This window comes from Streptomyces sp. NPDC054765, assembly GCF_053612065.1.
Genome location: NZ_JBSHBP010000098.1, coordinates 1 through 23,054, shown reverse-complemented (window position 1 = coordinate 23,054; position 23,054 = coordinate 1). Strand labels below are relative to the sequence as shown.

Here is a 23,054-nt window from a genome sequence, read left to right as displayed (position 1 = left end):
ACCGCCCTCCGGCCGGGCCGGCCGCGTAGGTGCACCCTCGCGAGCCGATGTCCTTCCGCGTGCGGGCCCGTGTGCGCGCCCGCGGGCCCGCACCGGGCCGCAGCTGCCCGCACCGGGCCGCAGCTGCCCGCGCCGGGCGGCATCTGAGGCAGCGGACGAGGAAGGTGCCCGAGGGCGACTGTCAGTGGTCGCCCGTACCGTTTTCCGTACGCGCACGATGCGGACGGGGGAGGGGCGGCACGCATGACGGCGGGCACGGAGCGGGGCACCGGGGCAGGCGACGAGGCAGGCACGGAGGCAGGCGACGAGGCAGGCGACGGGGCAGGCACGGTGGCAGACGCGGAGGTGGGCCGTGCGGCAGGAGCCGGGGCGCTCGCCTGGCGTGGTGGCTTCGGCCGGCTGTGGGGCGCCGCCGCCGTCTCCCGCTTCGGTGATGCGTTACGCGGCACGGCGCTGCCCCTGCTCGCCTACTCCCTGACCGATTCCCCGCTGCTGATCTCGCTCGTCACCGCCTGCGGCTTCGTTCCCTGGCTGCTCTTCGGGCTGCTGGGCGGTGCGGTTGCGGACCGGCTGGACCAGCGGCGGGCGATGTGGACGGTCGATGTGCTGCGCGGCCTGCTGATGGCCGGCTTCGCCCTGGCCGTGGCGTTCGACCGGGCGGGCATCGGACTGCTGCTCGTCCTCTCCTTCGCGCTCACCACCCTCCAGACACTCTTCGACAACGCCGCCACGGCCCTGCTGCCCGTGGTGGTGCCCCGCGAGGCACTGAGCCTCGCCAATGCCCGCCTGATGACCGGTCAGGAGCTGGCCGGCCGGTTCGTCGGCGGGCCGGCGGCACCGGCCCTCATCGCGCTCGGCGCCGCCGTTCCGTTCCTGGCCGACGCGGTCACATACCTCCTCGCCGCCGCCCTCGTCGCCTCGCTGCGCACCGGCCCGCCGCCCGCCCGGCCGGCCCCCGCCGGGCATACCGTCCGCCGCGAAATCGCCGACGGGCTACGGCAGTTGTGGCGCGACCGGGTGCTCCGCGTCTTCTGTGTGTCGCTGGCACTGGGCAACACCGGCCTCGGCGCGCTGGTCGCGACCCTGGTGGTGGTCGTCAAGCGCTGGCTGGGCGCCGGGGACTTCGGCTATGCGGTCGTGACGACCGGGTACGGCATCGGGATGGTGCTGGGCGGGCTCCTCGCACGGCGGACGGTCGCCGCGGCCGGCGGTGGCGGCCGTACCCTGCTGCTGGCCGGGGCGCTCCAGACCGTGGTGCTGGTGGGCCTCGGGACGCTGCGCTCACCGGCTGCCGCGGCAGTGTTCCTGGGTCTGTTCGGCTTCGCCTCCATGGTGTGGAACGTCCTGGAGACCACGGCCGTGCAGCAGCGCAGCCCGGCCGGGATGACGGGCAGGATCAGCGCCGCGTTCCGCACGGTCTCCGTCGCCGGGACGCCCCTCGGCGCGCTGCTCGGCGGCGCGGTCGCCGGGGCGTGGGGCCCCCGCACCCCGGTCCTGCTGGCCGCCGCGCTGCTGGCGCTGGGCGCCGTCGTGCTGATACCCGTTCTTCAGGCCCCCGACAGCACCTCGTCCGACGGCGGACAGATACCTCATACCGCACGCTGATCAATTAGGTTGGGAGATGGCGGGGCCGGTACGAGAAGAAGAAGGCTGATGTCCGAGATGAACGCAGAAGGCCGCAGCAGGCTCGATCAGTTGCCCGAGTGGACCGCGCTGGGCAAGCACCGGGAGCAGATGGCACAGCTGCATCTGCGCGAGCTGTTCGACCGGGATCCGGCGCGCGCCGAGCGCTACACCCTCCAGGTGGGCGATCTGCACCTGGACTACTCCAAGCACCTGGTCACCGACGAGACGCTGCGGCTGCTGCGCGACCTGGCCTCGGCGACGGGTGTGGCGGAGCTGCGGGACGCGATGTTCCGCGGGGCGAAGATCAACCTCACCGAGCAGCGCTCCGTGCTGCACGTCGCGCTGCGCGCCCCCGCCTCCGAGGCCATCAAGAGCGACGGTGAGAACGTCGTCCCCGCGGTGCACCACGTCCTGACGAGGATGGGCACCTTCTGCGACCGGATCCGCTCCGGTGACTGGAAGGGCCACACCGGCAAGCGCATCAAGACCGTCGTGAACATCGGTATCGGCGGCTCGGATCTGGGCCCGGCGATGGCGTACGAGGCGCTGCGCGCCTACACCCACCGGGACATGCAGTTCCGCTTCGTCTCCAATGTGGACGGCGCCGATCTGCACGAGGCGGTACGCGATCTGGACCCGGCCGAGACGCTGTTCATCGTCGCCTCGAAGACCTTCACCACCATCGAGACGATCACCAATGCCACCTCGGCCCGCGACTGGCTGCTGACCGGTCTGGGCGCCGGCAACAATGCCGTCGCCAAGCACTTCGTGGCGGTGTCGACCAATGCCGAGAAGGTGGCGGAGTTCGGCATCGACACGGACAACATGTTCGAGTTCTGGGACTGGGTCGGCGGCCGTTACTCCTACGACTCCGCCATCGGTCTGTCGCTGATGGTCGCGATCGGCCCGGAGCAATTTCGCGAGATGCTGGCCGGCTTCCACCTCGTCGACGAGCACTTCCGCAGCGCCCCGCCGGAGCAGAACGTCCCGCTGCTGATGGGTCTGCTCGGCGTCTGGTACGGCAACTTCTGGGATGCCCAGTCGCATGCCGTGCTGCCCTACAGCCACTACTTCTCCAAGTTCACCGCCTATCTGCAGCAGTTGGACATGGAGTCCAACGGCAAGTCCGTGGACCGCGAGGGCAACCGGGTCACCTGGCAGACCGGCCCCGTCGTCTGGGGCACGCCCGGCACCAACGGCCAGCACGCCTACTACCAGCTGCTCCATCAGGGCACGAAAATGATCCCGGCCGATTTCATCGGCTTCGCCAAGCCGGTCGACGACCTGCAGCCGGGCCTGGTCGCCCAGCACGACCTGCTGATGGCCAATCTGTTCGCCCAGGGCCAGGCGCTGGCCTTCGGCAAGACGTCCGACGAGGTGCGCGCCGAGGGCGTGGCCGAGGAGCTGGTGCCGCACAAGACGTTCCCGGGCAACCGCCCCACCACCACCATCCTGGCCGGCGAACTCAGCCCGTCCGTGCTGGGCCAGTTGGTGGCGCTCTACGAGCACAAGGTGTTCGTCCAGGGCGCGGTGTGGAACATCGACTCCTTCGACCAGTGGGGCGTGGAGCTGGGCAAGGTCCTCGCCAAGCGCGTCGAGCCGGCCCTGACGGAGGGCGCCGAGGTCCCGGGCCTCGATGCCTCCACGGCCGGTCTGGTCGCCAAGTACCGGGAACTGCACGGACGTTGATCGCCGCGACCACCGGAGTACCGGGGACCACCGGGGTACCGGGGACCAGCGGGGTACCGGGGACCACCAGGGTCCCCGGGCCCACCAGGGTCCCCGGGTTCACCGCCCGGTGGCCGCGGAGACGCCGAAGGCCCCGCAGGATGCGGGGCCTTCGGGCTTGCCAGGTGCGGCGGTCAGGCCGACGCCGGCGGGTAGAGGCCGCGCGGCAGCTGGGCCGCCGCCGCCTCGTCCAGCAGCCACAGGGTCCGGCTGCGGCCCCGTGCGCCGGCCGCCGGGGCCTGGACCTCTCCGGCGCCGGAGAGGGCGATGGCCACGGCGTTGGCCTTGTCCTCGCCGGCCGCCAGCAGCCACACCTCCCGTGCCGCGCGGATCGCGGGCAGGGTCAGCGAGATGCGGGTGGGCGGCGGCTTCGGCGCGCCGTGCACCCCCACCGCCGTCCGTTCCTGCTCGTGGACGGCGGGCAGCTCGGGGAAGAGCGAGGCGACATGGGTGTCCGGGCCGACGCCCAGCAGCAGGACGTCGAACGACGGCACCGGGCCGTGGTCCTCGGGGCCCGCGGAGGCGGCGAGTCCGGCGGCGTACGACTCGGCGGCGGCGTCGGCGTCGTTGCCGTACGGGCCGTCCGACGGGGGCATGGGGTGCACCCGGGCCGGGTCCAGCGGGACGCTGTCCAGCAGCACTTCCCGGGCCTGGGTGTGGTTGCGCTCCGGATCGCCGTCCGGCAGGAACCGCTCGTCGCCCCACCACAGGTCGAGCCGGGACCAGTCCACCGCGTCCCGGGCGGGCGCCTCGGCGAGGGCCGCGAGCAGCCCGTTGCCGTTGCGCCCGCCGGTCAGGACGACGGAGGCGGAGCCGCGGGCGGCCTGGGCATCCACGATCTTCGTGATCAGCCGGGCCGCCGCGGCCTTGGCCATCAGCTCCTTGTCGCGGTGGACGACGACCTGCGGAGCGCTCACTTGGCGGCTGCCTTCTTTGCGGCCTTCTTCGCCGCGGGCTTGTCCGGTGTGCTCTCGCCGGCCGCCGGCTTCCCGGCCTCCGGCTGCCCGCCCGTGCCGTCACCGATCCGGTCCACGCCGTACTTCAGGGTCCGGGCGTAGGTCTCGTCCGGGTCCAGCCGGCGCAGCTCCTCGGCGAGCAGCTCGGCGGTTTCCCGGCGCTTGAGCGCCACCGCACGGTCCGGCTGGGCGGGCATCGAGAGCGTGGCCAGCGACCCGTCCGGGCGGTCCAGCACGATCGAGCCGCTGCTGGACTCCATCCGTGCGGCCGTCAGACCGGGGCCACTGGACACCTTGCGGGTGACCGGGACCTTCAGTCGGTCGGCCAGCCACATGGCCAGCAGCTCGCAGCTGGGGTTGAACTCCTCGCCGGTCACCTCGGCCGAGGTGACCGTGCAGGGAGCCTGGTCGAGCGCCGCCGCCAGCATCGAGCGCCACGGCGTGATGCGGGTCCAGGACAGATCCGTGTCGCCCGGCGTGTAGGTGTCCGCGCGCGACGACAGCTCCTGGATGGGCTGCTCGGCGGCGTAGGCGTCGGTGACCCGGCGCTGGGCCAGCGAGCCGAGCGGGTCCTTGGCCGGGTCCAGCGGGGAGTTCACCGCCCACCAGACCACGACCGGGGCGTCGGGCAGCAGCAGCGGCAGCACCACCGACTGGGCGTGGTCGATGACGTCGCCGTACAGCCGGAGTATGACCGTCTCGCCGGTGCCGGCCTCCGTGCCGAGCCGCACCTCGGCGTCGAGGCGGGCCTTGGCGCGGTCGCGCGGCGACCGGCTGACCCGCTTGATGACGACGAGGGTGCGCGACGGGTGCTCACGGGACGCGTCGTTGGCGGCCTTGAGCGCGTCGTAGGCGTTCTCCTCATCGGTGACGATGACGAGGGTGAGCACCATGCCGATGGCCGGGGTGCCGATGGCCCGGCGGCCCTGGACCAGCGCCTTGTTGATCTTGCTGGACGTGGTTTCCGTCAAATCGATCTTCATGGCCGACGCCAGCTCCGTCCGTCTCGTGCGAGCATTTCGTCCGCCTCGGTGGGGCCCCAGGTGCCCGCCGGGTACTGCGCGGGCCTGCCGTGCTTCTCCCAGTACTCCTCGATCGGGTCGAGGATCCGCCAGGACCGCTCCACCTCCTCCACCCGCGGGAAGAGGTTGGCGTCGCCGAGCAGCACATCGAGGATCAGCCGCTCGTAGGCCTCGGGGCTGGACTCCGTGAAGGACTCGCCGTAGGCAAAGTCCATCGACACGTCCCGTACCTCCATCGAGGTGCCCGGGACCTTGGAGCCGAACCTGACGGTCACGCCCTCGTCCGGCTGCACCCGGATGACCAGGGCGTTCTGCCCCAGTTCCTCGGTGGCCGTGTGGTCGAAGGGCGAGTGCGGGGCGCGCTGGAAGACCACGGCGATCTCGGTGACGCGGCGGCCGAGGCGCTTGCCGGTGCGCAGGTAGAAGGGGACGCCCGCCCAGCGGCGGTTGTCGATCGACAGCTTGATCGCGGCGTAGGTGTCGGTCTTCGACTTGGGGTCGATGCCCTCTTCCTGGAGGTAGCCGACGGCCTTCTCGCCGCCCTGCCAGCCCTCCGTGTACTGCGCGCGGACCGTCTCCCTGCCGAGGTCCTTGGGCAGCCGGACGGCACCCAGCACCTTGGTCTTCTCCGCGACCAGCGCATCCGCCTCGAACGAGGAGGGCTCCTCCATCGTGGTCAGCGCGAGCAGCTGGAGAAGGTGGTTCTGGATGACGTCACGGGCGGCGCCGATACCGTCGTAGTAGCCGGCCCGGCCGCCGATGCCGATGTCCTCGGCCATCGTGATCTGGACGTGGTCGACATAGCTGCGGTTCCACAGCGGCTCGAACATCGTGTTGGCGAACCGCAGCGCCAGGATGTTCTGGACCGTCTCCTTGCCCAGGTAGTGGTCGATCCGGAAGACCTCGTGCGGCGGGAAGACCTCGTGGACGATCCGGTTGAGCTCCTGGGCGCTCTCCAGGTCGTGGCCGAACGGCTTCTCGATGACCGCACGCCGCCAGGAGCCCTCCTTCTGGTCGGCCAGCCCGTGCTTCTTCAGCTGCTGGACGACCTGGGGGAAGAACTTCGGCGGTACGGACAGGTAGAAGGCGAAGTTGCCGTTGGTGCCCTGGGCCTTGTCGAGCTCGTTTATCGTCTCCTTGAGCGTCTCGAAGGCCTCGTCGTCGTCGAAGTTGCCCTGGACGAAGCGGCAGCCCTGGACCAGCTGCTGCCAGACCTCCTCGCGGAACGGCGTACGCGAGTGTTCCTTGACCGCGGCGTACACCTCCTGCGCGAAGTCCTCGTGTTCCCACTCGCGGCGGGCGAACCCGACGAGCGAGAAACCGGGCGGCAGCAGACCGCGGTTGGCCAGGTCATAGACCGCGGGCATCAGCTTTTTACGGGACAAATCGCCCGTGACGCCAAAGATGACCAGGCCCGACGGCCCCGCGATACGCGGGAGCCGTCGGTCCAGGGCGTCACGAAGCGGGTTGGCTCCGTGTGCATCAGACAAGGGAGATCAGCCCTCCGAGGGAGCGAGGCGCTTGAGCTCCGCCTCCGTGGACTTGAGCAGGTCGTTCCAGGACGCCTCGAACTTCTCCACGCCCTCGTCCTCCAGGACCTTTACGACATCGTCGTACGAGATCCCGAGCTTCGCGAGCGCCTCCAGGTCCGTCCGGGCGGTGTCGTACGTGCCGCGCACGGCATCACCCTTGATGTCGCCGTGGTCGGCGGTGGCCTCCAGGGTGGCCTCCGGCATGGTGTTGACCGTGCCGGGGGCGACCAGCTCGTCCACGTACAGCGTGTCCTTGTAGGCCGGGTCCTTGACACCGGTCGAGGCCCACAGCGGACGCTGCTTGTTGGCACCGGCCTTGTCGAGGGCGGCCCAGCGCTCCGAGGAGAAGACCTCCTCGTACGCCTCGTAGGCCAGTCGGGCGTTGGCCAGCGCGGCCTTGCCCTTGAGGGCCTTCGCCTCGTCCGTGCCGGTCTTCTCCAGGCGCTTGTCGATCTCGGAGTCCACACGGGACACGAAGAACGACGCGACCGAACGGATCAGGGACAGGTCCAGGCCCGCGGCCTTGGCCTTCTCCAGGCCCGCCAGGTAGGCGTCCATGACCTCGCGGTAGCGCTCCAGCGAGAAGATCAGCGTGACATTGACGCTGATGCCCAGGCCGATGACCTCGGTGATCGCCGGGAGGCCCGCCTTGGTGGCCGGGATCTTGATCAGCGTGTTCGGGCGGTCGACCAGCCACGCCAGCTGCTTGGCCTCGGCGATGGTCGGCGTGGTGTGGTGCGCCAGGCGCGGGTCCACCTCGATGGAGACCCGGCCGTCCTGGCCGCCGGTGGCGTCGAAGACCGGGCGCAGGATGTCGGCGGCGTCACGGACGTCCGCCGTCGTGATCATGCGGAGGGCTTCTTCGACGGTGACCTTGCGGGCGGCGAGGTCGGTGAGCTGCTGCTCGTAGCCGTCGCCCGAGGAGATCGCCTTCTGGAAGATCGACGGGTTCGTCGTGACACCGACGACATGCTGCTGGTCGATCAGCTCGGCGAGGTTGCCGGACGTGATGCGCTTGCGCGACAGGTCGTCCAGCCAGATCGCGACGCCTTCGTCGGAGAGGCGCTTGAGTGCGTCTGTCATGGGTTTTGCATCTCCTACTTGTCGTGTACTGGCGTCAGCGCGCGGCGGCTTCGATCGATTCCCGGGCGGCGGAGGCGACCGCGTCGGCGGTGAAGCCGAACTCGCGGAAGAGGACCTTGGCATCGGCCGAGGCGCCGAAGTGCTCCAGGGACACGATGCGCCCGGCGTCACCGACGAAGCGGTGCCAGGTCAGACCGATGCCGGCCTCGACAGCGACACGGGCCTTGACGGACGGGGGAAGCACGCTGTCGCGGTAGGCCCGGTCCTGCTGCTCGAACCACTCGACGCACGGCATCGACACCACGCGGGTGGGGATCCCCCCGGCCTGCAGCTGCTCGCGCGCCTCGACGGCGAGCTGCAGCTCGGAGCCGGTACCGATCAGCACGACCTGCGGCGTGGTGCTCTTGCCGTCGGCGCCTTCGGCCTCGAACCGGACGTAGCCGCCCTTGGCGGTGTTCTCGTCGGCGGGGTACGTCGGCACGCCCTGACGGGTCAGCGCGAGGCCGTGCGGGGCCCCCACGCCGTACTCCTTCGTCCAGCGCTTGAGGACCTCGCGCCAGGCGATGGCGGTCTCGTTGGCGTCGGCCGGGCGGACGAGGTTCAGGTTCGGGATGGCGCGCAGCGAGGCCAGGTGCTCGACCGGCTGGTGGGTCGGACCGTCCTCGCCCAGGCCGATGGAGTCGTGCGTCCAGACGTACGTCACCGGCAGGTGCATCAGCGCGGACAGCCGGACGGCGTTGCGCATGTAGTCGGAGAACACCAGGAAGGTGCCGCCGTAGACACGGGTGTTGCCGTGCAGCGTGATGCCGTTCATCTCCGCGGCCATGGAGTGCTCACGGATACCGAAGTGGATCGTGCGGCCGTACGGGTCGGCGCCCGGCAGCGGGTTGCCCTCGGGCAGGAACGACGAGGTCTTGTCGATCGTGGTGTTGTTCGAGCCCGCCAGGTCGGCGGAGCCGCCCCACAGCTCGGGGATGACCGCACCGAGCGCGTGCAGCACCTTGCCGGACGCGGCGCGGGTGGCCACGGCCTTGCCGGTCTCGAACGACGGGAGGTGCTCCTCCCAGCCCGCGGGCAGCTCGCCCGCGGCGATCCGGTCGAACTCCGCGGCGTGCCCGGGGTGGGCCGTGCGCCAGTCGGCGAAACCCTTCTCCCACTCCTTCTTGAGGTCACGGCCGCGGTCGAGGGCGGCGCGGCTGTGCGCGAGCACCTCCTCGGGGACGTCGAAGGACTTCTCCGGGTCGAAGCCGAGGACGCGCTTGGTGGCCGCGACCTCCTCCTCGCCCAGCGCCGAGCCGTGCGCGGCCTCGGTGTTCTGGGCGTTGGGGGCCGGCCAGGCGATGATCGAGCGCATCGCGATGAACGACGGGCGTCCGGTCTCGGCCTTGGCCGCCTCGATGGCGCGGTACAGCGCCTCGGGGTCCAGGTCGCCGTTCGCCTTCGGCGCCACCCGCTGCACATGCCAGCCGTAGGCCTCGTAGCGCTTGCAGGTGTCCTCCGAGACCGCGGTCTCGGTGTCGCCCTCGATCGAGATGTGGTTGTCGTCCCACAGCATGACGAGGTTGCCGAGCTTCTGGTGGCCCGCGAGCGAGGAGGCCTCGGCGGAGATGCCCTCCTGCAGGCAGCCGTCGCCGGCGATGGCGTAGATGGTGTGGTCGAAGGGCGAGGTGCCCTCGGGCGCATCCGGGTCGAACAGGCCGCGCTCGTAGCGGGAGGCCATCGCCATGCCCACCGCGTTGGCGACACCCTGGCCCAGCGGACCGGTGGTGGTCTCGACGCCGGTGGTGTGGCCGTACTCGGGGTGACCGGGGGTCTTCGAGCCCCAGGTGCGGAACGCCTCCAGGTCGGCCAGCTCCAGGCCGTAACCGGCGAGGTAGAGCTGGATGTAGAGGGTCAGGCTGGAGTGGCCCGCGGAGAGAATGAACCGGTCGCGTCCGGTCCAGTTCGCGTCCGCCGGGTCGTGCCGCATCAGCTTCTGGAAGAGAAGGTAGGCGGCCGGCGCCAGGCTCATGGCCGTACCCGGATGGCCGTTACCGACCTTCTGCACGGAATCCATGGCCAGGACACGGACGGTGTCCACTGCCCGCTGATCCAGTTCGGTCCACTCGAGATCTGTGGTGGTCGGCTTGGTGCTCACCCTGAGTCAGGGCTCCTCTCCACATGTTCGAATGCCGCGGACGGTATGTCCGCCAGGCGGTGTCGAGCCTACCCCCGCAAGTGCGTGCGTCTTTTCGACGCTCAGTCGGTGTTTTCGGCGCTCAGTCGGTGCGCGGGTGTCATGGCGGCTTGTCGCTTCGGGCAACCAAATCAGGACTCGGGACATTCCGGCCCTGAGGTGACGGCCATACGACCAGACTGCCGGGCGGCGGTCGCGTGCGCCTCCTGAACGCCGGGCGAACGTCCGGGAAAAGGTGCCGTCACCACCCCACTGCCCGGCGCCCAACACGACCCCACCCCCGCGAAGATCGCTGTATGGCCAACGTCTAAAGTGGCGTGGTACGCGCAAGTCCCTTAACCGGGTATTCACGGCCGGGCGGGCTTGCAGGCCTTATCTCTTCTGCGGCAGAGGCCGCTGATGTTACTTCCAGGGGTGTGCGTGACGGCCGTCGAATCCCGTCCTGCGGGTGGGGGCACCACCCACGCTGTCAAGGCCGTGGGGGAACTCTCTCCGGTCCCCGGGAGTCCCGGCGACCGGCCGTTCGGGGCCCGTGTCAAGGCGTTCGTGGCGCTGACCAAGCCGAGGGTCATCGAGCTTCTGCTGATGACCACGGTGCCGGTGATGTTCCTGGCCGCCAAGGGTGTGCCGGACCTGTGGCTGGTGCTGGTGACCTGTATCGGCGGATATCTCTCCGCCGGCGGCGCCGCCGCCTACAACATGTACCTCGACCGTGACATCGACGCGCTGATGGACCGCACGTCCCAGCGGCCGCTGGTCACCGGCATGGTGAGCCCCCGCGAGTGCCTGGTCTTCGCGACCGCCCTCGCGGTCGGCTCCACGGCCTGGTTCTGGTTCCTCGTCAACCCGCTGTCCGCGGTGCTGTCGCTCGGAGCGCTGCTTTTCTACGTCGTGGTCTACACGATGATCCTCAAGCGGCGCACCACCCAGAACATCGTCTGGGGCGGAATCGCGGGATGCATGCCGGTCTTCATCGGCTGGTCGTCGGTGACGAACTCCGTCTCCTGGGCCTCGTTCATTCTCTTCCTCGTCATGTTCTTCTGGACGCCGCCGCACTACTGGCCGCTGTCGATGAAGGTCAAGGAGGACTACGAGCGGGTCGGTGTGCCGATGCTGCCGGTCGTCGCGGGCAACAAGGTCGTCGCGCGGCAGATCGTCGCCTACAGCTGGGTGATGGTCGTCGTCTCGCTGCTGCTGCAGCCGCTGGGCTACACGGGCTGGTTCTACACCGTCGTCGCGGTCGCCTGCGGGGCCTTCTGGCTCAAGGAGGCGCACGGGCTGCAGTCCCGCGCCAAGGCCGGGATCACGGGCGCCAAGCTCAAGGAGATGCGGCTGTTCCACTGGTCCATCACCTATGTGTCGCTGTTGTTCGTCGCCGTCGCCGTGGATCCCTTCCTTCGTTGATTACCGATGGGTAGCATGCTGTTCATGGCAGACACCCAGCAGGCGGACGAGCAGACGGAGGCGGTGGCCGACGTGCAGGCCACGGCGCGCGGCGACAAGAAGGCCGGCAAGCACGCGGACCGGCTCGCCAAGCAGATCCGCGCCTTCGCCACCACGCACGGCGGCAGCGCGGAAGGCCAGCTCGCGCACATCGGCCGCGGCCGCACCCGGATCGCGCTCGTCGGGGCCGACGGCGAGTGGGGCAACCTCGTCGCGGACACCTTCGACTCCGCCAAGGACGCCGCCGACAAGGCCGGCATCACGCTCCATGACGACTTCGACGGCGACCTCGCCGCCAGGGTCCGTACCGGCCGCTACGAGTGGTCCCGGATGGCCGGTATCCAGGTGGGCGGCCCGGCCAACAGCTGACGGTCCGTGCCCGCGCGCCGTGCGCCGGAGCGCACGCCGGATGCGGAGCCCGATACCTCACCACCTCCTCGTCCGTTAGGCCCACCGGGCACGGCGCTCCGGCCGCGCCCGGCGGGCTCTCGGCGAGGAGGAGCGGATGGACGGACTTCCACCGCTCATCGATCAGCACAGCCATGGTGCGGTGCACGGTGAGCTCGGTCTCGGCTCCTTCGAGACCCACCTCGCCGCCGCGGCCGGCGCACACGGCCCGGCCCCCGCCGGCACCAGCTATTTCGACAGCTTCACCGGCCTTGCGATACGCCGCTGGTGCCCCCCGCTGCTCGGCCTGGAACCGCAGTGCCCGCCCGCCCGCTATCTGGCCCGCCGACGCGAGGTCGGCGCCTACCGCGCCGGACGCCTGCTGCTGCGCGGCTCCGGCATCGGCACCTTCCTGCTGGAGGCCGGCGCCCCCAGCGAGCTGACCTCGGCCACCGAACTCGCCACCGCCGCCGAGGCCGCGGCCCACGAGGTCGTACGGCTCGAACCGCTCGCCGAGCAGGTCGCCGACACCTCCGGCAGCGTCGACTCCTTCCTCGGCTACACCGCCGAGGCCCTCTACGCCGAGGCCCAGCACGCCACCGCGTTCGCCTCCGGCGCCACCCACTGCGACGGGCACGCCCCCGGGGCCGGCGAGGTACGGCGCGCCGCGGACCGCTGGCTGCGCGGCCGCCGGCCCGGCGAGCGGCTCGGTGAGCCCGCGCTCGTACGGCATCTGCTGTGGAGCGCGGTGGCGACCGGTCTGCCGGTGCAGCTGCACTGCCCCGATCCGCGGCCGCTGACGGGTTTCCTGCGCGCCACGACCGGTCTCGGCGCGGATCTCGTCCTGCTGCCGCAGGCACCGCACCACCGGCGGGCGGCGCAGCTTGCCGCGGTGCACGCCCATGTGTACGCGGACGCCGGGCCCTGCCCGGAGGAGACGCTCGGTCAGGCGCCGTTCGGCAAGCTGCTGTTCTCCTCGGGCGCCCGCGGGCTGCCCGAGCTGTATGTGACCGGCGCCCGGTGCTTTCTGCGCGCCATGGGCCGTCTCGTACGGGAGTGGACCGACGAGGGGCTGTGCGGTGCCGAGGACGGACGGCGGATCACCGAGAAGGTCGGTTCGGGGACCGCGCGCCGGGTCTACCGGCTGAGCGCGGAGGCCGGCTGAGGTTTTGGTGCCCCGTGCTCGCCCGAGGGGGCGGGTCCGCCGGGGCCGTCCTCCTGGAGCGGACCGCGGTCGCGCAGCGACAGAGCCACCCTCAGCACACAGATCCACACCAGGGTCGAACCCAGCATATGGACCCCGATGACGACTTCGGGCAGGCCCATGAAGTACTGGACATAGCCGACGACACCCTGCAGAGCCAGGCAGGCGAGCAGCTCCAGGACCAGCCGGCGCGGAGCGGCCGGGGCCTTGACGGCGCGCAGGGTGAACCAGAGAGCCACGGTCAGGCCGATGACGATGTAGACGAAGTCCACATGCAGCTGGGTGATCTCCTGCCAGTCCAGCGGGATGCGGTGGACCTTCCTGGCGTCGCCCGCGTGCGGGCCCGCGCCGGTGACGACCGTGCCGATGACGGTGAGCGCGCCGGTCGCTCCCACCAGCAGCCAGGCCAGCTGCCGCACCGGGCGGGCGGTCACCTCGCGTGGCTCCTCGTCGCCCTCGCTCGCCCGCTTCCAGCTCAGGAGGGCGACCGTGAGCAGTGCCGTGGCGGCAAGGAAGTGCGAGCTGACGATGTACGGGTTCAGGCCGGTCAGGACCGTGATGCCGCCGATGACGGCGTTGCTCATGACGAGCCAGAACTGCGCCCAGCCGAGGCGGGTGAGCGAGCGGCGCCGGGGGTGGCGGGCGCGGGCGGCGATGATGAACAGCCCGACGACCGCGCACAGGACGTCCGTCAGCATGCGGTTGCTGAACTCGATGATCCCGTTGATGCCCATCGCGGGGGTCGGCGTCAGGCTGTCCGGCGTGCACGTGGGCCAGGTCGTACACCCCAGGCCGGACTGCGTGAGCCGGACCGCGCCACCCGTGACGACGATGATCACGGCCATGACGACGGTGGCCAGCGCGGCCCGTCGCACAAAGGCCGCGGACGGCTGCCAGCGGTGGGCGATCAGCTCGAGGGGGTTCAGCGAATTCGGCACGGGAGACATCGTAGGCGGCGCCTTGTGCAAACTTTCACGAGGGGGGCGCCAGGCGACGGAACCGTCCGGAACCGGGCATCGGGAGCGCCGCCCGGCGGCTCACTCCCAGCGGAAGAAGCGAGCGGCCGTACCCAGCCCCAGCACCGACCAGACGGCGAGGATGCCCAGGTCCCGCCAGGGGATGCCGGCGCCGTGCTGGAGGACGTCGCGCAGCCCGTCGGACAGCGCGGCGATCGGCAGCAGCCCGAGCACGCTCTGCGCGGCCGCGGGGAACTTGTCCAGCGGGACGATCACGCCGCCGCCGACCAGGAGCAGCAGGAAGACCAGGTTGGCCGCCGCGAGGGTGGCCTCGGCCTTGAGCGTGCCGGCCATCAGCAGGCCCAGGCCCGAGAAGGCGGCGGTACCCAGCAGGAGCAACAGCAGCACGGACAGCGGGCTGCCGTGCGGGGACCAGCCCAGCGCCAGGGCCACGGCCGTCAGCAGCACGGTCTGCAGCACCTCGGTGACCAGCACCGCGCAGGTCTTGGCGGTCATCAGACCCCAGCGTGGCAGTGGCGAGACGGCCAGCCGTTTGAGGACGCCGTAGCGCCGTTCGAAGCCGGTCGCGATGGCCTGGCCGGTGAAGGCGGTCGACATCACGGCGAGTGCCAGGATGCCGGGTGCCAGGAAGTCGACGGAGCTGCCCGCGCCGCCGGCCGTGTCGGTGGGCACCGCGATGATGTCGACGGCGGAGAACAGCACCAGCAGCAGCGTCGGGATGATGACGGTCAGCAGTAGCTGCTCGCCGTTGCGCAGCAGCATCCTGGTCTCCAGGGCCGCCTGCGCACGGATCATCCGGGGCAGCGGGGCCGCGCCGGGCCGGGGGGTGAACGTGCCGGTCGCGGTCATGCGCGCAGCTCCTTGCCGGTGAGCTCCAGGCTGTGCCTGCCAGGGGGGCGACCCCCGGACCCCCGGCCGAAAGTCGTGTGGCGGTGGTTCATGCGCGCAGCTCCTTGCCCGTGAGCTCCAGGAAGACGTCCTCCAGGGTGTGGCGCTCGACGGCTATCGCGTCGGGCAGCACGCCGTTCTGGGCGCACCAGGAGGCGACGGTGGCCAGCAGCTGCGGGTTGACCTTGCCGTGCACGCGGTAGACGCCGGAGGACGGTTCCGTGGCGGCGCTGTCGGCGGGCAGCGCCTTGAGCAGCGAGGCGATGTCGAGGCCGGGGCGGCCGGTGAAGCGCAGGCTGTTCTCCGCGCCGCCGCGGCACAGCTCGTCCGGGCTGCCCTGGGCGATCACCCGGCCGCCGTCGATGATCGCGACATCGTCGGCGAGCTGCTCGGCCTCGTCCATGAAGTGGGTGGTCAGTACGGTGCTGACGCCGTCGGCGCGCAGTTCCCGCACGAGGTCCCAGGTGGCGTGCCGGGCCTGGGGGTCGAGGCCGGCCGTCGGCTCGTCGAGGAAGACCAGCTCGGGGCGGCCGACCACGGCCATCGCCAGCGCGAGGCGCTGCTGCTGGCCGCCGGACAGCCGGCGGTAGGGCGTCCGGCCGCAGCTGCCCAGGCCGAGCCGTTCGATGAGCGGCCCGACGTCGAGGGGGTGGGCGTGCAGGGTGGCGGTGTGCCGCAGCATCTCCTCCGCCTTGGCGCCCGGGTAGACGCCGCCGGACTGCAGCATCACGCCGATGCGCGGCCGCAGCGCCGCGGCGTCGGCCACCGGGTCCAGGCCCAGGACCCGGACGCGCCCGGCGTCCGGGCGGCGGTAGCCCTCGCAGGTCTCGACGGTGGTGGTCTTGCCGGCGCCGTTGGGGCCGAGCACGGCGGTCACCGTGCCGCGCGCGACGGTCAGGTCGAGCCCGTCCACGGCGGTCTTGGTCCCGTATCGCTTGACCAGACCGACGACCTCGACGGCAGGCTCTCGTCCGGGGGCCGGGGGATTGCCCCCAGGGGAGGTGCTGCGCATGCCGGGCAGTCTACGGAGAGTGGCAAGGCCCCTTTCAACGGGGGCGCGGGGGCTTCCGGGCGCCCGGATACCCATCCGGCGGTGCGCGCCCGCGGGGATGTGGACGGTCCGCGCGCCCTGGTGCGCCGCCGTGGGCCGGGGCGCGCCCGCGCAGGTGGGGCCGCACTTTGCCCCTCCGCGGGGGCTTGAATTAGGTGACCCTAAGTGATAGAGGCCACCAGTCCGTGATCCGGACGAGGGTTGTGCCGCTTTGGCGAATTACGCAACAATGGCGTTGTGAAATACGCGAGCGAGGAACAGGAAGGGCCCGCGGTCGAGCAGACCGCCGGGCCGGCCGCCTCCGCGCCGCATGACGAACAGCAGGGCACCCGCAACAGGGTCGCCCGCTCCATTCTCGACCACGGTCCGTCCACCGCGGCCGAGCTGGCCCTGCGGCTGGAGCTGACCCAGGCGGCCGTCCGCCGGCATCTGGACGCGCTCGCCGCCGAGGGTGTCGTCGAGCCCCGCGAGAAGCGGGTCTACGGCACACGTGGCCGCGGCCGTCCGGCCAAGGCCTTCGCCCTCACCGACTGCGGACGGGACGCCTTCGACCAGGCCTACGACCAGCTCGCCTCCGACGCGCTGCGCTGGATCGCGCAGAGCGCGGGCGGCGGTGAGAAGGGCGAGGCCGCCGTCGCCGCGTTCGCCCGTGCCCGGCTCGCCGCCCAGGCCGAGGGCTACCGCAAGGCGGTCGAGTCCGCCGAGCCCCAGGCCCGCACCGAGGCCCTGGCGAAGGCGTTGACCGCGGACGGGTACGCTGCTACGGCGCGCAGCGCCCCCAATCCCCAGCTCGGTGAACAGCTCTGCCAGCACCACTGCCCGGTCGCCCATGTCGCCGAGCAGTACCCGCAGCTGTGCGAGGCGGAGACCGAGGTCTTCTCCCGATTGCTCGGGACCCATGTACAGCGGCTTGCCACCATCGCCCATGGCGACGGGGTGTGCACGACCTTCATCCCGAAGGCCGGTGCCGGCAAGGCCGCGCACAGCACCGCACGCACCACCAAGACCACCACAGCATCTGCAAGCACGGCCGGGAGGAACCCCGCATGACGCTCCCCACGGAGACTGCTCACCCCGAGCTCGAGGGCCTGGGCAAGTACGAATACGGCTGGGCCGACTCCGACGTGGCCGGCGCTTCCGCCAAGCGCGGTCTTTCCGAGGCAGTCGTCCGCGACATCTCGGCGAAGAAGAACGAGCCGGAGTGGATGCTCAAGCTCCGCCTCAAGGGCCTGAAGCTGTTCGACAAGAAGCCCATGCCGAACTGGGGCTCGGACCTCTCGGGCATCGACTTCGACAACATCAAGTACTTCGTCCGCTCCACGGAGCAGCAGGCCGCCTCCTGGGAGGACCTGCCCGAGGACATCAAGAACACCTACGACAAGCTCGGCATCCCCGAGGCGGAGAAGCAGCGCCTGGTCGCCGGTGTCGCCGCCCAGTACGAGTCCGAGGTCGTCTACCACCAGATCCGTGAGGACCTGGAGGAGCAGGGCGTTCTCTTCCTGGACACCGACACTGCGCTCAAGGAGCACCCGGAACTCTTCCAGGAGTACTTCGGCACGGTCATCCCGGTCGGTGACAACAAGTTCGCGTCGCTGAACACCGCGGTGTGGTCCGGCGGCTCGTTCATCTACGTCCCCAAGGGTGTCCACGTGGACATCCCGCTGCAGGCCTACTTCCGGATCAACACCGAGAACATGGGTCAGTTCGAGCGGACGCTGATCATCGTCGACGAGGACGCCTACGTCCACTACGTCGAGGGCTGCACCGCGCCGATCTACAAGTCGGACTCGCTGCACTCCGCGGTCGTCGAGATCATCGTGAAGAAGGGCGGCCGCTGCCGCTACACGACCATCCAGAACTGGTCGAACAACGTCTACAACCTGGTCACCAAGCGCGCCGTCGCCTACGAGGGCGCGACCATGGAGTGGGTCGACGGCAACCTCGGCTCCAAGGTGACGATGAAGTACCCGGCGGTCTACCTGATGGGCGAGCACGCCAAGGGCGAGACCCTGTCCATCGCCTTCGCGGGCGAGGGCCAGCACCAGGACGCCGGCTCCAAGATGGTCCACATGGCGCCGAACACCTCCTCCAACATCGTCTCCAAGTCGGTGGCGCGAGGCGGCGGCCGCACCTCCTACCGAGGTCTGGTCGAGATCGGCGAGGGCGCCGCGGGCTCCAAGTCCAACGTGCTGTGTGACGCCCTGCTGGTGGACACCATCTCCCGCTCGGACACCTACCCGTACGTCGACGTCCGCGAGGACGACGTCTCCATGGGCCACGAGGCGACCGTCTCCAAGGTCAGCGAGGACCAGCTCTTCTACCTGATGGCCCGCGGCCTGACGGAGTTCGAGGCCATGGCGATGATCGTGCGCGGCTTCGTCGAGCCGATCGCCCGTGAGCTGCCGATGGAATATGCGCTGGAGCTCAACCGGCTGATCGAGCTGCAGATGGAAGGGTCGGTCGGCTGACGCCCGGCCACCCCGCAGCGACTGACTCCCTGATTGCAGAAAGCGAGCACTACGACAGCCATGGCTGAGGCTCAGAACTCCCCCACTCTCGGCTCCGCTCGAGCGGGGGGGCCCGTACCGGCGGGTTCCACGACCACCGGCTCCCTCGCGGTGGCCGCGGAGTCCACCGTCGCCACCCGGATGAGCGCCCCGCCGTCCTACGACGTGGCGGACTTCCCGGTGCCGCACGGCCGCGAGGAGGAGTGGCGCTTCACGCCCCTCGCGCGCCTCAAGGGCCTGCACGACGGCAGTGCCGTGGCCGGCGGTCCCGACCTGAAGATCGACATCACCGCTCCCGAGGGTGTCACCCACGAGCTGGTCGACCGCACCGACCCGCGGGTCGGCAAGGCCGGCAAGCCCGTGGACCGGGTCGCCGCCCAGGCGTACAGCTCCTTCGAGAAGGCGTCGGTGGTCTCGGTCCCCAAGGAGACCGTGCTCGCCGAGCCGATCCGGATCAGCGTCCACGGTGAGGGCGGCACGGCCTTCGGCCACCAGGTCATCGAACTCGGCGCATTCGCCGAGGCGGTCGTGGTCTTCGACCACACCGGTGACGCGGTGCTCGCCGCCAACGTCGACTACCTCCTCGGTGACGGCGCCAAGCTGACCGTCGTCTCCGTCCAGGACTGGGACGACCAGGCCGTGCACGTCGCGCAGCACAACGCCCTCGTCGGCCGGGATGCGAGCTTCAAGTCCGTGGTGGTCACCTTCGGCGGCGACCTCGTCCGGCTGCACCCGCGCATCACCTACGCGGCCCCCGGTGGCGAGGCCGAGCTCTACGGTCTGTACTTCACCGAGCAGGGCCAGCACCAGGAGCACCGCCTCTTCGTCGACCACGAGGCGTCCAACTGCCGCTCCCATGTGACATACAAGGGCGCGCTGCAGGGCCAGGACGCCCACGCGGTCTGGATCGGCGATGTCCTCATCCAGGCGTCCGCGACCGGCACGGACACCTACGAGCTCAACCGCAACCTCGTCCTCACCGACGGCGCGCGGGTCGACTCGGTCCCCAACCTGGAGATCGAGACCGGCGAGATCGTCGGCGCCGGCCACGCCTCGGCGACCGGCCGCTTCGACGACGAGCAGCTGTTCTACCTGATGGCTCGCGGCATCCCGGCCGACGAGGCCCGTCGGCTGGTCGTCCGCGGCTTCTTCGCCGAGTTGGTCCAGCAGATCGGTCTCCCGGACGTCGAAGAGCGTCTGATGAGCAAGATCGAGGCCGAGCTGGAAGCGTCAGCGGCATGACGTACGTACGCGCAGCGGCGCTCAGCGAGCTGGAGGCGGACACCCCCAAGCGGGTGGAGATCGACGGCACGCCGGTTTCCCTGGTCCGCACCGAGGGCGAGGTGTTCGCGATCAACGACATCTGCTCGCATGCGAACGTCTCCCTCTCGGAGGGGGAGGTCGAGGACTGCTCGATCGAGTGCTGGCTGCACGGTTCGAGCTTCGACCTGCGCACCGGCAAGCCAAACGGCCTTCCCGCGACGCGCCCCGTCCCCGTATACCCCGTAAAGATCGAAGGGGACGACGTGCTCGTCTCCGTCACCCAGGAGTCCTGAGTTCCCCATGGCAACGCTTGAGATCCACGACCTGCACGTCTCCGTCGAGGCCGAGAACGGCCCGCGCGAGATCCTCAAGGGCGTCGACCTGACCGTGAAGCAGGGCGAGACGCACGCCATCATGGGCCCCAACGGCTCCGGCAAGTCGACTCTCGCCTACTCCCTGGCGGGTCACCCCAAGTACACGATCACCGGCGGCACCGTCACCCTCGACGGCGAGGACGTCCTGGAGATGTCCGTCGACGAGCGCGCCCGCGCCGGCGTCTTCCTCGCCATGCAGTACCCGGTCGAGGTGCCCGGCGTCTCGGTCTCCAACTTCCTGCGGACCTCCGCGACCGCGATCCGCGGCGAGGCCCCCAAGCTGCGGCTGTGGGTCAAGGAGGTCAAGGAGGCCATGGCGCGTCTCCAGATGGACCCCGCCTTCGCCGAGCGCAACGTCAACGAGGGCTTCTCCGGCGGTGAGAAGAAGCGCCACGAGATCCTCCAGCTGGAGCTGCTCAAGCCCGCCATCGCGATCCTCGACGAGACCGACTCCGGCCTGGACGTCGACGCCCTGCGCACCGTCTCCGAGGGCGTCAACCGCGTCCGCGAGACCGGCGAGGTCGGCACCCTGCTGATCACCCACTACACGCGCATCCTGCGCTACATCAAGCCCGACCAGGTCCACGTCTTCGCGAACGGCCGGATCGCCGAGTCCGGCGGCGCCGAGCTCGCGGACAAGCTGGAGGCCGAGGGCTACGAGGAGTACACGAAGGGTGGCGCAACCGCGTGACACAGCTGCCGGGCCTCCTCGACACAGAGGCGATCCGTAAGGACTTCCCCCTGCTGGACCGTCTGGTCCACGACGGGAAGAAGGTCGTGTACCTGGACAACGCGGCGACCTCGCAGAAGCCGCGTCAGGTTCTCGACGCCCTGAACGCCTACTACGAACGCCACAACGCCAACGTCCACCGCGGCGTGCATGTGCTCGCCGAGGAGGCCACGGCGCTGTACGAAGGTGCCCGCGACAAGGTGGCTGCCTTCATCAACGCGCCGAGCCGCGACGAGGTGATCTTCACCAAGAACGCCTCCGAGTCGCTCAACCTCGTGGCCAACATGCTCGGCTGGGCCGATGAGCCCTACCGCGTGGACCGCGAGACCGAGATCGTCATCACGGAGATGGAGCACCACTCCAACATCGTCCCGTGGCAGCTGCTCTCGCAGCGCACCGGCGCGAAGCTGAAGTGGTTCGGCATCACCGACGACGGCCGTCTCGACCTGTCCAACATCGACGAGATCATCACCGAGCAGACGAAGATCGTCTCCTTCACGCTGGTCTCCAACATCATGGGCACCATCAACCCGGTCGAGACGATCATCCGCCGCGCCCAGGAGGTCGGCGCGCTGGTCTGCATCGACGCCTCGCAGGCCGCCCCGCACATGGTGCTGGACGTCCAGGCGCTGCAGGCCGACTTCGTGGCCTTCACCGGCCACAAGATGTGCGGTCCGACCGGCATCGGTGTGCTGTGGGGCCGCCAGGAGCTGCTGGAGGACCTCCCGCCGTTCCTCGGCGGCGGTGAGATGATCGAGACCGTCTCGATGCACTCCTCGACGTACGCGCCCGCGCCGCACAAGTTCGAGGCCGGTACGCCCCCGATCGCCCAGGCCGTCGGCCTCGGCGCGGCCGTGGACTACCTCACCTCGATCGGCATGGACCACATCGCCGCGCATGAGCACGCGATCACCGAGTACGCCGTCAAGCGGCTGCTGGAGGTCCCCGACCTGCGCATCATCGGCCCGAGCACGGCCGAGGACCGCGGGGCGACGCTCTCGTTCACGCTCGGCGACATCCATCCGCACGACGTCGGCCAGGTGCTGGACGAGCAGGGCATCGCGGTCCGCGTGGGACACCACTGCGCACGGCCGGTCTGCCTGCGCTACGGAATTCCTGCGACCACGCGAGCGTCGTTCTATCTGTACTCCACCCCTGCCGAGGTCGACGTCTTGGTCGAGGGCCTGGAGCACGTCCGCAACTTTTTCGGTTAAGCAAGGACAGCCGGTGACACAAGCACAGCGGATGAGGACGAGGACTGACTGAGCCGTGAAGCTGGATTCCATGTACCAGGACGTCATCCTGGACCACTACAAGCACCCGCACGGGCGCGGTCTTCGGGACGGCGACGCCGAGGTGCACCATGTCAACCCCACCTGCGGTGACGAGATCACGCTGCGCGTGCGGCTCGACGGCGCGACGATCGCCGACGTGTCCTACGAGGGGCAGGGCTGCTCCATCAGCCAGGCCAGCGCCTCGGTGCTCAACGAGCTCCTGGTGGGCAAGCCGCTCGGGGACGCGCAGAAGATCCAGGAGACCTTCCTGGAGCTGATGCAGTCCAAGGGCCAGGTGGAGCCGGATGACGCGATGGAGGAGGTGCTGGAGGACGCGGTGGCGTTCGCCGGTGTCTCGAAGTACCCGGCGCGCGTGAAGTGCGCGCTGCTCAGCTGGATGGCCTGGAAGGACGCCACGGCCAAGGCCCTCTCCGAGGAGGCGAAGACCGCATGACCGACACCCCGACCACCACCAAGCCGGCTTCCGAAGAGGAGGTCCGCGAGGCGCTCTACGACGTCGTGGACCCCGAGCTGGGCATCGATGTCGTGAACCTGGGGCTGATCTACGGCGTCCACGTCGATGACGCCAATATCGCCACCATCGACATGACGCTGACCTCCGCGGCCTGCCCGCTGACCGACGTCATCGAGGACCAGGCGAAGTCCGCCACCGACGGCATCGTCAATGAACTCAAGATCAACTGGGTCTGGATGCCCCCGTGGGGCCCGGACAAGATCACCGACGACGGCCGCGAGCAGCTCCGCGCGCTGGGCTTCAACGTCTGACGAGATCTCACCGGCGATCCGGCCGTGCCCGCCAGTCACCACTGGCG

The 23,054-nt window shown here is 70.1% G+C and carries 21 protein-coding genes; 13 read left to right on the top strand and 8 right to left on the bottom strand.

Annotated features, from left to right (window positions below; all coding sequences use genetic code 11):
* The first annotated feature begins 243 nt into the window (after positions 1-243).
* On the top strand, positions 244-1,605 hold the full coding sequence (locus tag ACWGJY_RS35255) for an MFS transporter (RefSeq protein ID WP_453264972.1): 1,362 nt from the start codon (positions 244-246) through the stop codon (positions 1,603-1,605).
* Between the two features lie 57 nt (positions 1,606-1,662).
* Positions 1,663-3,315: a glucose-6-phosphate isomerase gene (gene pgi, locus ACWGJY_RS35250; protein WP_453264973.1), complete on the top strand. Its 1,653-nt coding sequence runs from the start codon at positions 1,663-1,665 to the stop codon at positions 3,313-3,315.
* A 173-nt stretch (positions 3,316-3,488) separates the two neighbouring features.
* Here pgi and pgl read toward each other — a convergent pair whose 3' ends face one another.
* The 5 genes from pgl to tkt are packed head-to-tail and all read right to left on the bottom strand — an operon-like array spanning position 3,489 to position 10,084.
* The gene (gene pgl / locus ACWGJY_RS35245) at positions 3,489-4,271 is read right to left on the bottom strand and encodes a 6-phosphogluconolactonase (protein ID WP_453264971.1); all 783 of its coding nucleotides are present in this window, start codon (positions 4,269-4,271) and stop codon (positions 3,489-3,491) included.
* Positions 4,268-5,293: a glucose-6-phosphate dehydrogenase assembly protein OpcA gene (opcA, locus tag ACWGJY_RS35240; RefSeq protein WP_453264970.1), complete on the bottom strand. Its 1,026-nt coding sequence runs from the start codon at positions 5,291-5,293 to the stop codon at positions 4,268-4,270. The genes pgl and opcA overlap by 4 nt, the downstream gene beginning before the upstream one ends.
* On the bottom strand, positions 5,290-6,822 hold the full coding sequence (gene zwf / locus ACWGJY_RS35235; protein WP_453264969.1) for a glucose-6-phosphate dehydrogenase: 1,533 nt from the start codon (positions 6,820-6,822) through the stop codon (positions 5,290-5,292). The genes opcA and zwf overlap by 4 nt, the downstream gene beginning before the upstream one ends.
* 6 nt (positions 6,823-6,828) lie before the next feature.
* Positions 6,829-7,947 (bottom strand): transaldolase, encoded by a 1,119-nt coding sequence (gene tal, locus ACWGJY_RS35230; RefSeq protein WP_453264968.1) that lies wholly within the window; start codon positions 7,945-7,947, stop codon positions 6,829-6,831.
* Between the two features lie 34 nt (positions 7,948-7,981).
* Entirely contained in the window at positions 7,982-10,084 is a 2,103-nt protein-coding gene (tkt, locus tag ACWGJY_RS35225; RefSeq protein ID WP_453264967.1) for a transketolase, read from the bottom strand.
* A gap of 459 nt (positions 10,085-10,543) precedes the next feature.
* Here tkt and ACWGJY_RS35220 point away from each other — a divergent pair, with 459 nt between their 5' ends.
* The 3 genes from ACWGJY_RS35220 to ACWGJY_RS35210 all read left to right on the top strand — a co-directional run bounded on the left by ACWGJY_RS35220 (position 10,544) and on the right by ACWGJY_RS35210 (position 13,118).
* Positions 10,544-11,527: a heme o synthase gene (locus ACWGJY_RS35220; RefSeq protein ID WP_453264966.1), complete on the top strand. Its 984-nt coding sequence runs from the start codon at positions 10,544-10,546 to the stop codon at positions 11,525-11,527.
* 15 nt (positions 11,528-11,542) lie between these two features.
* The gene (locus tag ACWGJY_RS35215; protein ID WP_453264965.1) at positions 11,543-11,935 is read left to right on the top strand and encodes a hypothetical protein; all 393 of its coding nucleotides are present in this window, start codon (positions 11,543-11,545) and stop codon (positions 11,933-11,935) included.
* 136 nt (positions 11,936-12,071) lie between these two features.
* On the top strand, positions 12,072-13,118 hold the full coding sequence (locus ACWGJY_RS35210; protein ID WP_453264964.1) for an amidohydrolase: 1,047 nt from the start codon (positions 12,072-12,074) through the stop codon (positions 13,116-13,118).
* Here ACWGJY_RS35210 and ACWGJY_RS35205 read toward each other — a convergent pair.
* The 3 genes from ACWGJY_RS35205 to ACWGJY_RS35195 form a co-directional block, all read right to left on the bottom strand.
* Positions 13,091-14,095 carry a COX15/CtaA family protein gene (locus ACWGJY_RS35205; RefSeq protein WP_453264963.1) on the bottom strand — a complete coding sequence of 335 codons (1,005 nt, stop codon included), beginning with the start codon at positions 14,093-14,095 and terminating at the stop codon, positions 13,091-13,093. The two genes, ACWGJY_RS35210 and ACWGJY_RS35205, sit on opposite strands and share 28 nt — an antisense overlap.
* A 99-nt stretch (positions 14,096-14,194) precedes the next feature.
* On the bottom strand, positions 14,195-14,983 hold the full coding sequence (locus ACWGJY_RS35200) for an ABC transporter permease (RefSeq protein ID WP_453264962.1): 789 nt from the start codon (positions 14,981-14,983) through the stop codon (positions 14,195-14,197).
* An 88-nt stretch (positions 14,984-15,071) separates the two neighbouring features.
* Positions 15,072-16,034 (bottom strand): ABC transporter ATP-binding protein, encoded by a 963-nt coding sequence (locus ACWGJY_RS35195; protein ID WP_453264961.1) that lies wholly within the window; start codon positions 16,032-16,034, stop codon positions 15,072-15,074.
* Positions 16,035-16,310: 276 nt separating this feature from the next.
* On the opposite strand from ACWGJY_RS35195, the gene ACWGJY_RS35190 reads away from it, so the two are divergent.
* Genes ACWGJY_RS35190 through ACWGJY_RS35155 form a run of 8 tightly spaced genes read left to right on the top strand, consistent with a single transcriptional unit; the run spans position 16,311 to position 23,007 of the window.
* Entirely contained in the window at positions 16,311-17,123 is an 813-nt protein-coding gene (locus tag ACWGJY_RS35190; RefSeq protein ID WP_453264960.1) for a helix-turn-helix transcriptional regulator, read from the top strand.
* Entirely contained in the window at positions 17,120-18,541 is a 1,422-nt protein-coding gene (gene sufB / locus ACWGJY_RS35185) for a Fe-S cluster assembly protein SufB (RefSeq protein WP_260638218.1), read from the top strand. Before ACWGJY_RS35190 ends, sufB begins: the two co-directional genes overlap by 4 nt.
* A gap of 60 nt (positions 18,542-18,601) precedes the next feature.
* Positions 18,602-19,822: a Fe-S cluster assembly protein SufD gene (gene sufD, locus ACWGJY_RS35180; RefSeq protein ID WP_453264959.1), complete on the top strand. Its 1,221-nt coding sequence runs from the start codon at positions 18,602-18,604 to the stop codon at positions 19,820-19,822.
* Positions 19,819-20,136 (top strand): non-heme iron oxygenase ferredoxin subunit, encoded by a 318-nt coding sequence (locus tag ACWGJY_RS35175; RefSeq protein ID WP_453264958.1) that lies wholly within the window; start codon positions 19,819-19,821, stop codon positions 20,134-20,136. The genes sufD and ACWGJY_RS35175 overlap by 4 nt, the downstream gene beginning before the upstream one ends.
* Before the next feature lie 7 nt (positions 20,137-20,143).
* Positions 20,144-20,908, top strand: a complete 765-nt coding sequence (gene sufC / locus ACWGJY_RS35170; RefSeq protein ID WP_453264957.1) for a Fe-S cluster assembly ATPase SufC — start codon at positions 20,144-20,146, stop codon at positions 20,906-20,908.
* Entirely contained in the window at positions 20,905-22,161 is a 1,257-nt protein-coding gene (locus ACWGJY_RS35165; RefSeq protein ID WP_453264956.1) for a cysteine desulfurase, read from the top strand. The genes sufC and ACWGJY_RS35165 overlap by 4 nt, the downstream gene beginning before the upstream one ends.
* A gap of 55 nt (positions 22,162-22,216) precedes the next feature.
* Positions 22,217-22,675 carry a Fe-S cluster assembly sulfur transfer protein SufU gene (gene sufU / locus ACWGJY_RS35160; protein ID WP_453264955.1) on the top strand — a complete coding sequence of 153 codons (459 nt, stop codon included), beginning with the start codon at positions 22,217-22,219 and terminating at the stop codon, positions 22,673-22,675.
* Positions 22,672-23,007, top strand: a complete 336-nt coding sequence (locus ACWGJY_RS35155; RefSeq protein WP_030086261.1) for a metal-sulfur cluster assembly factor — start codon at positions 22,672-22,674, stop codon at positions 23,005-23,007. Before sufU ends, ACWGJY_RS35155 begins: the two co-directional genes overlap by 4 nt.
* Positions 23,008-23,054: the final 47 nt, after the last annotated feature.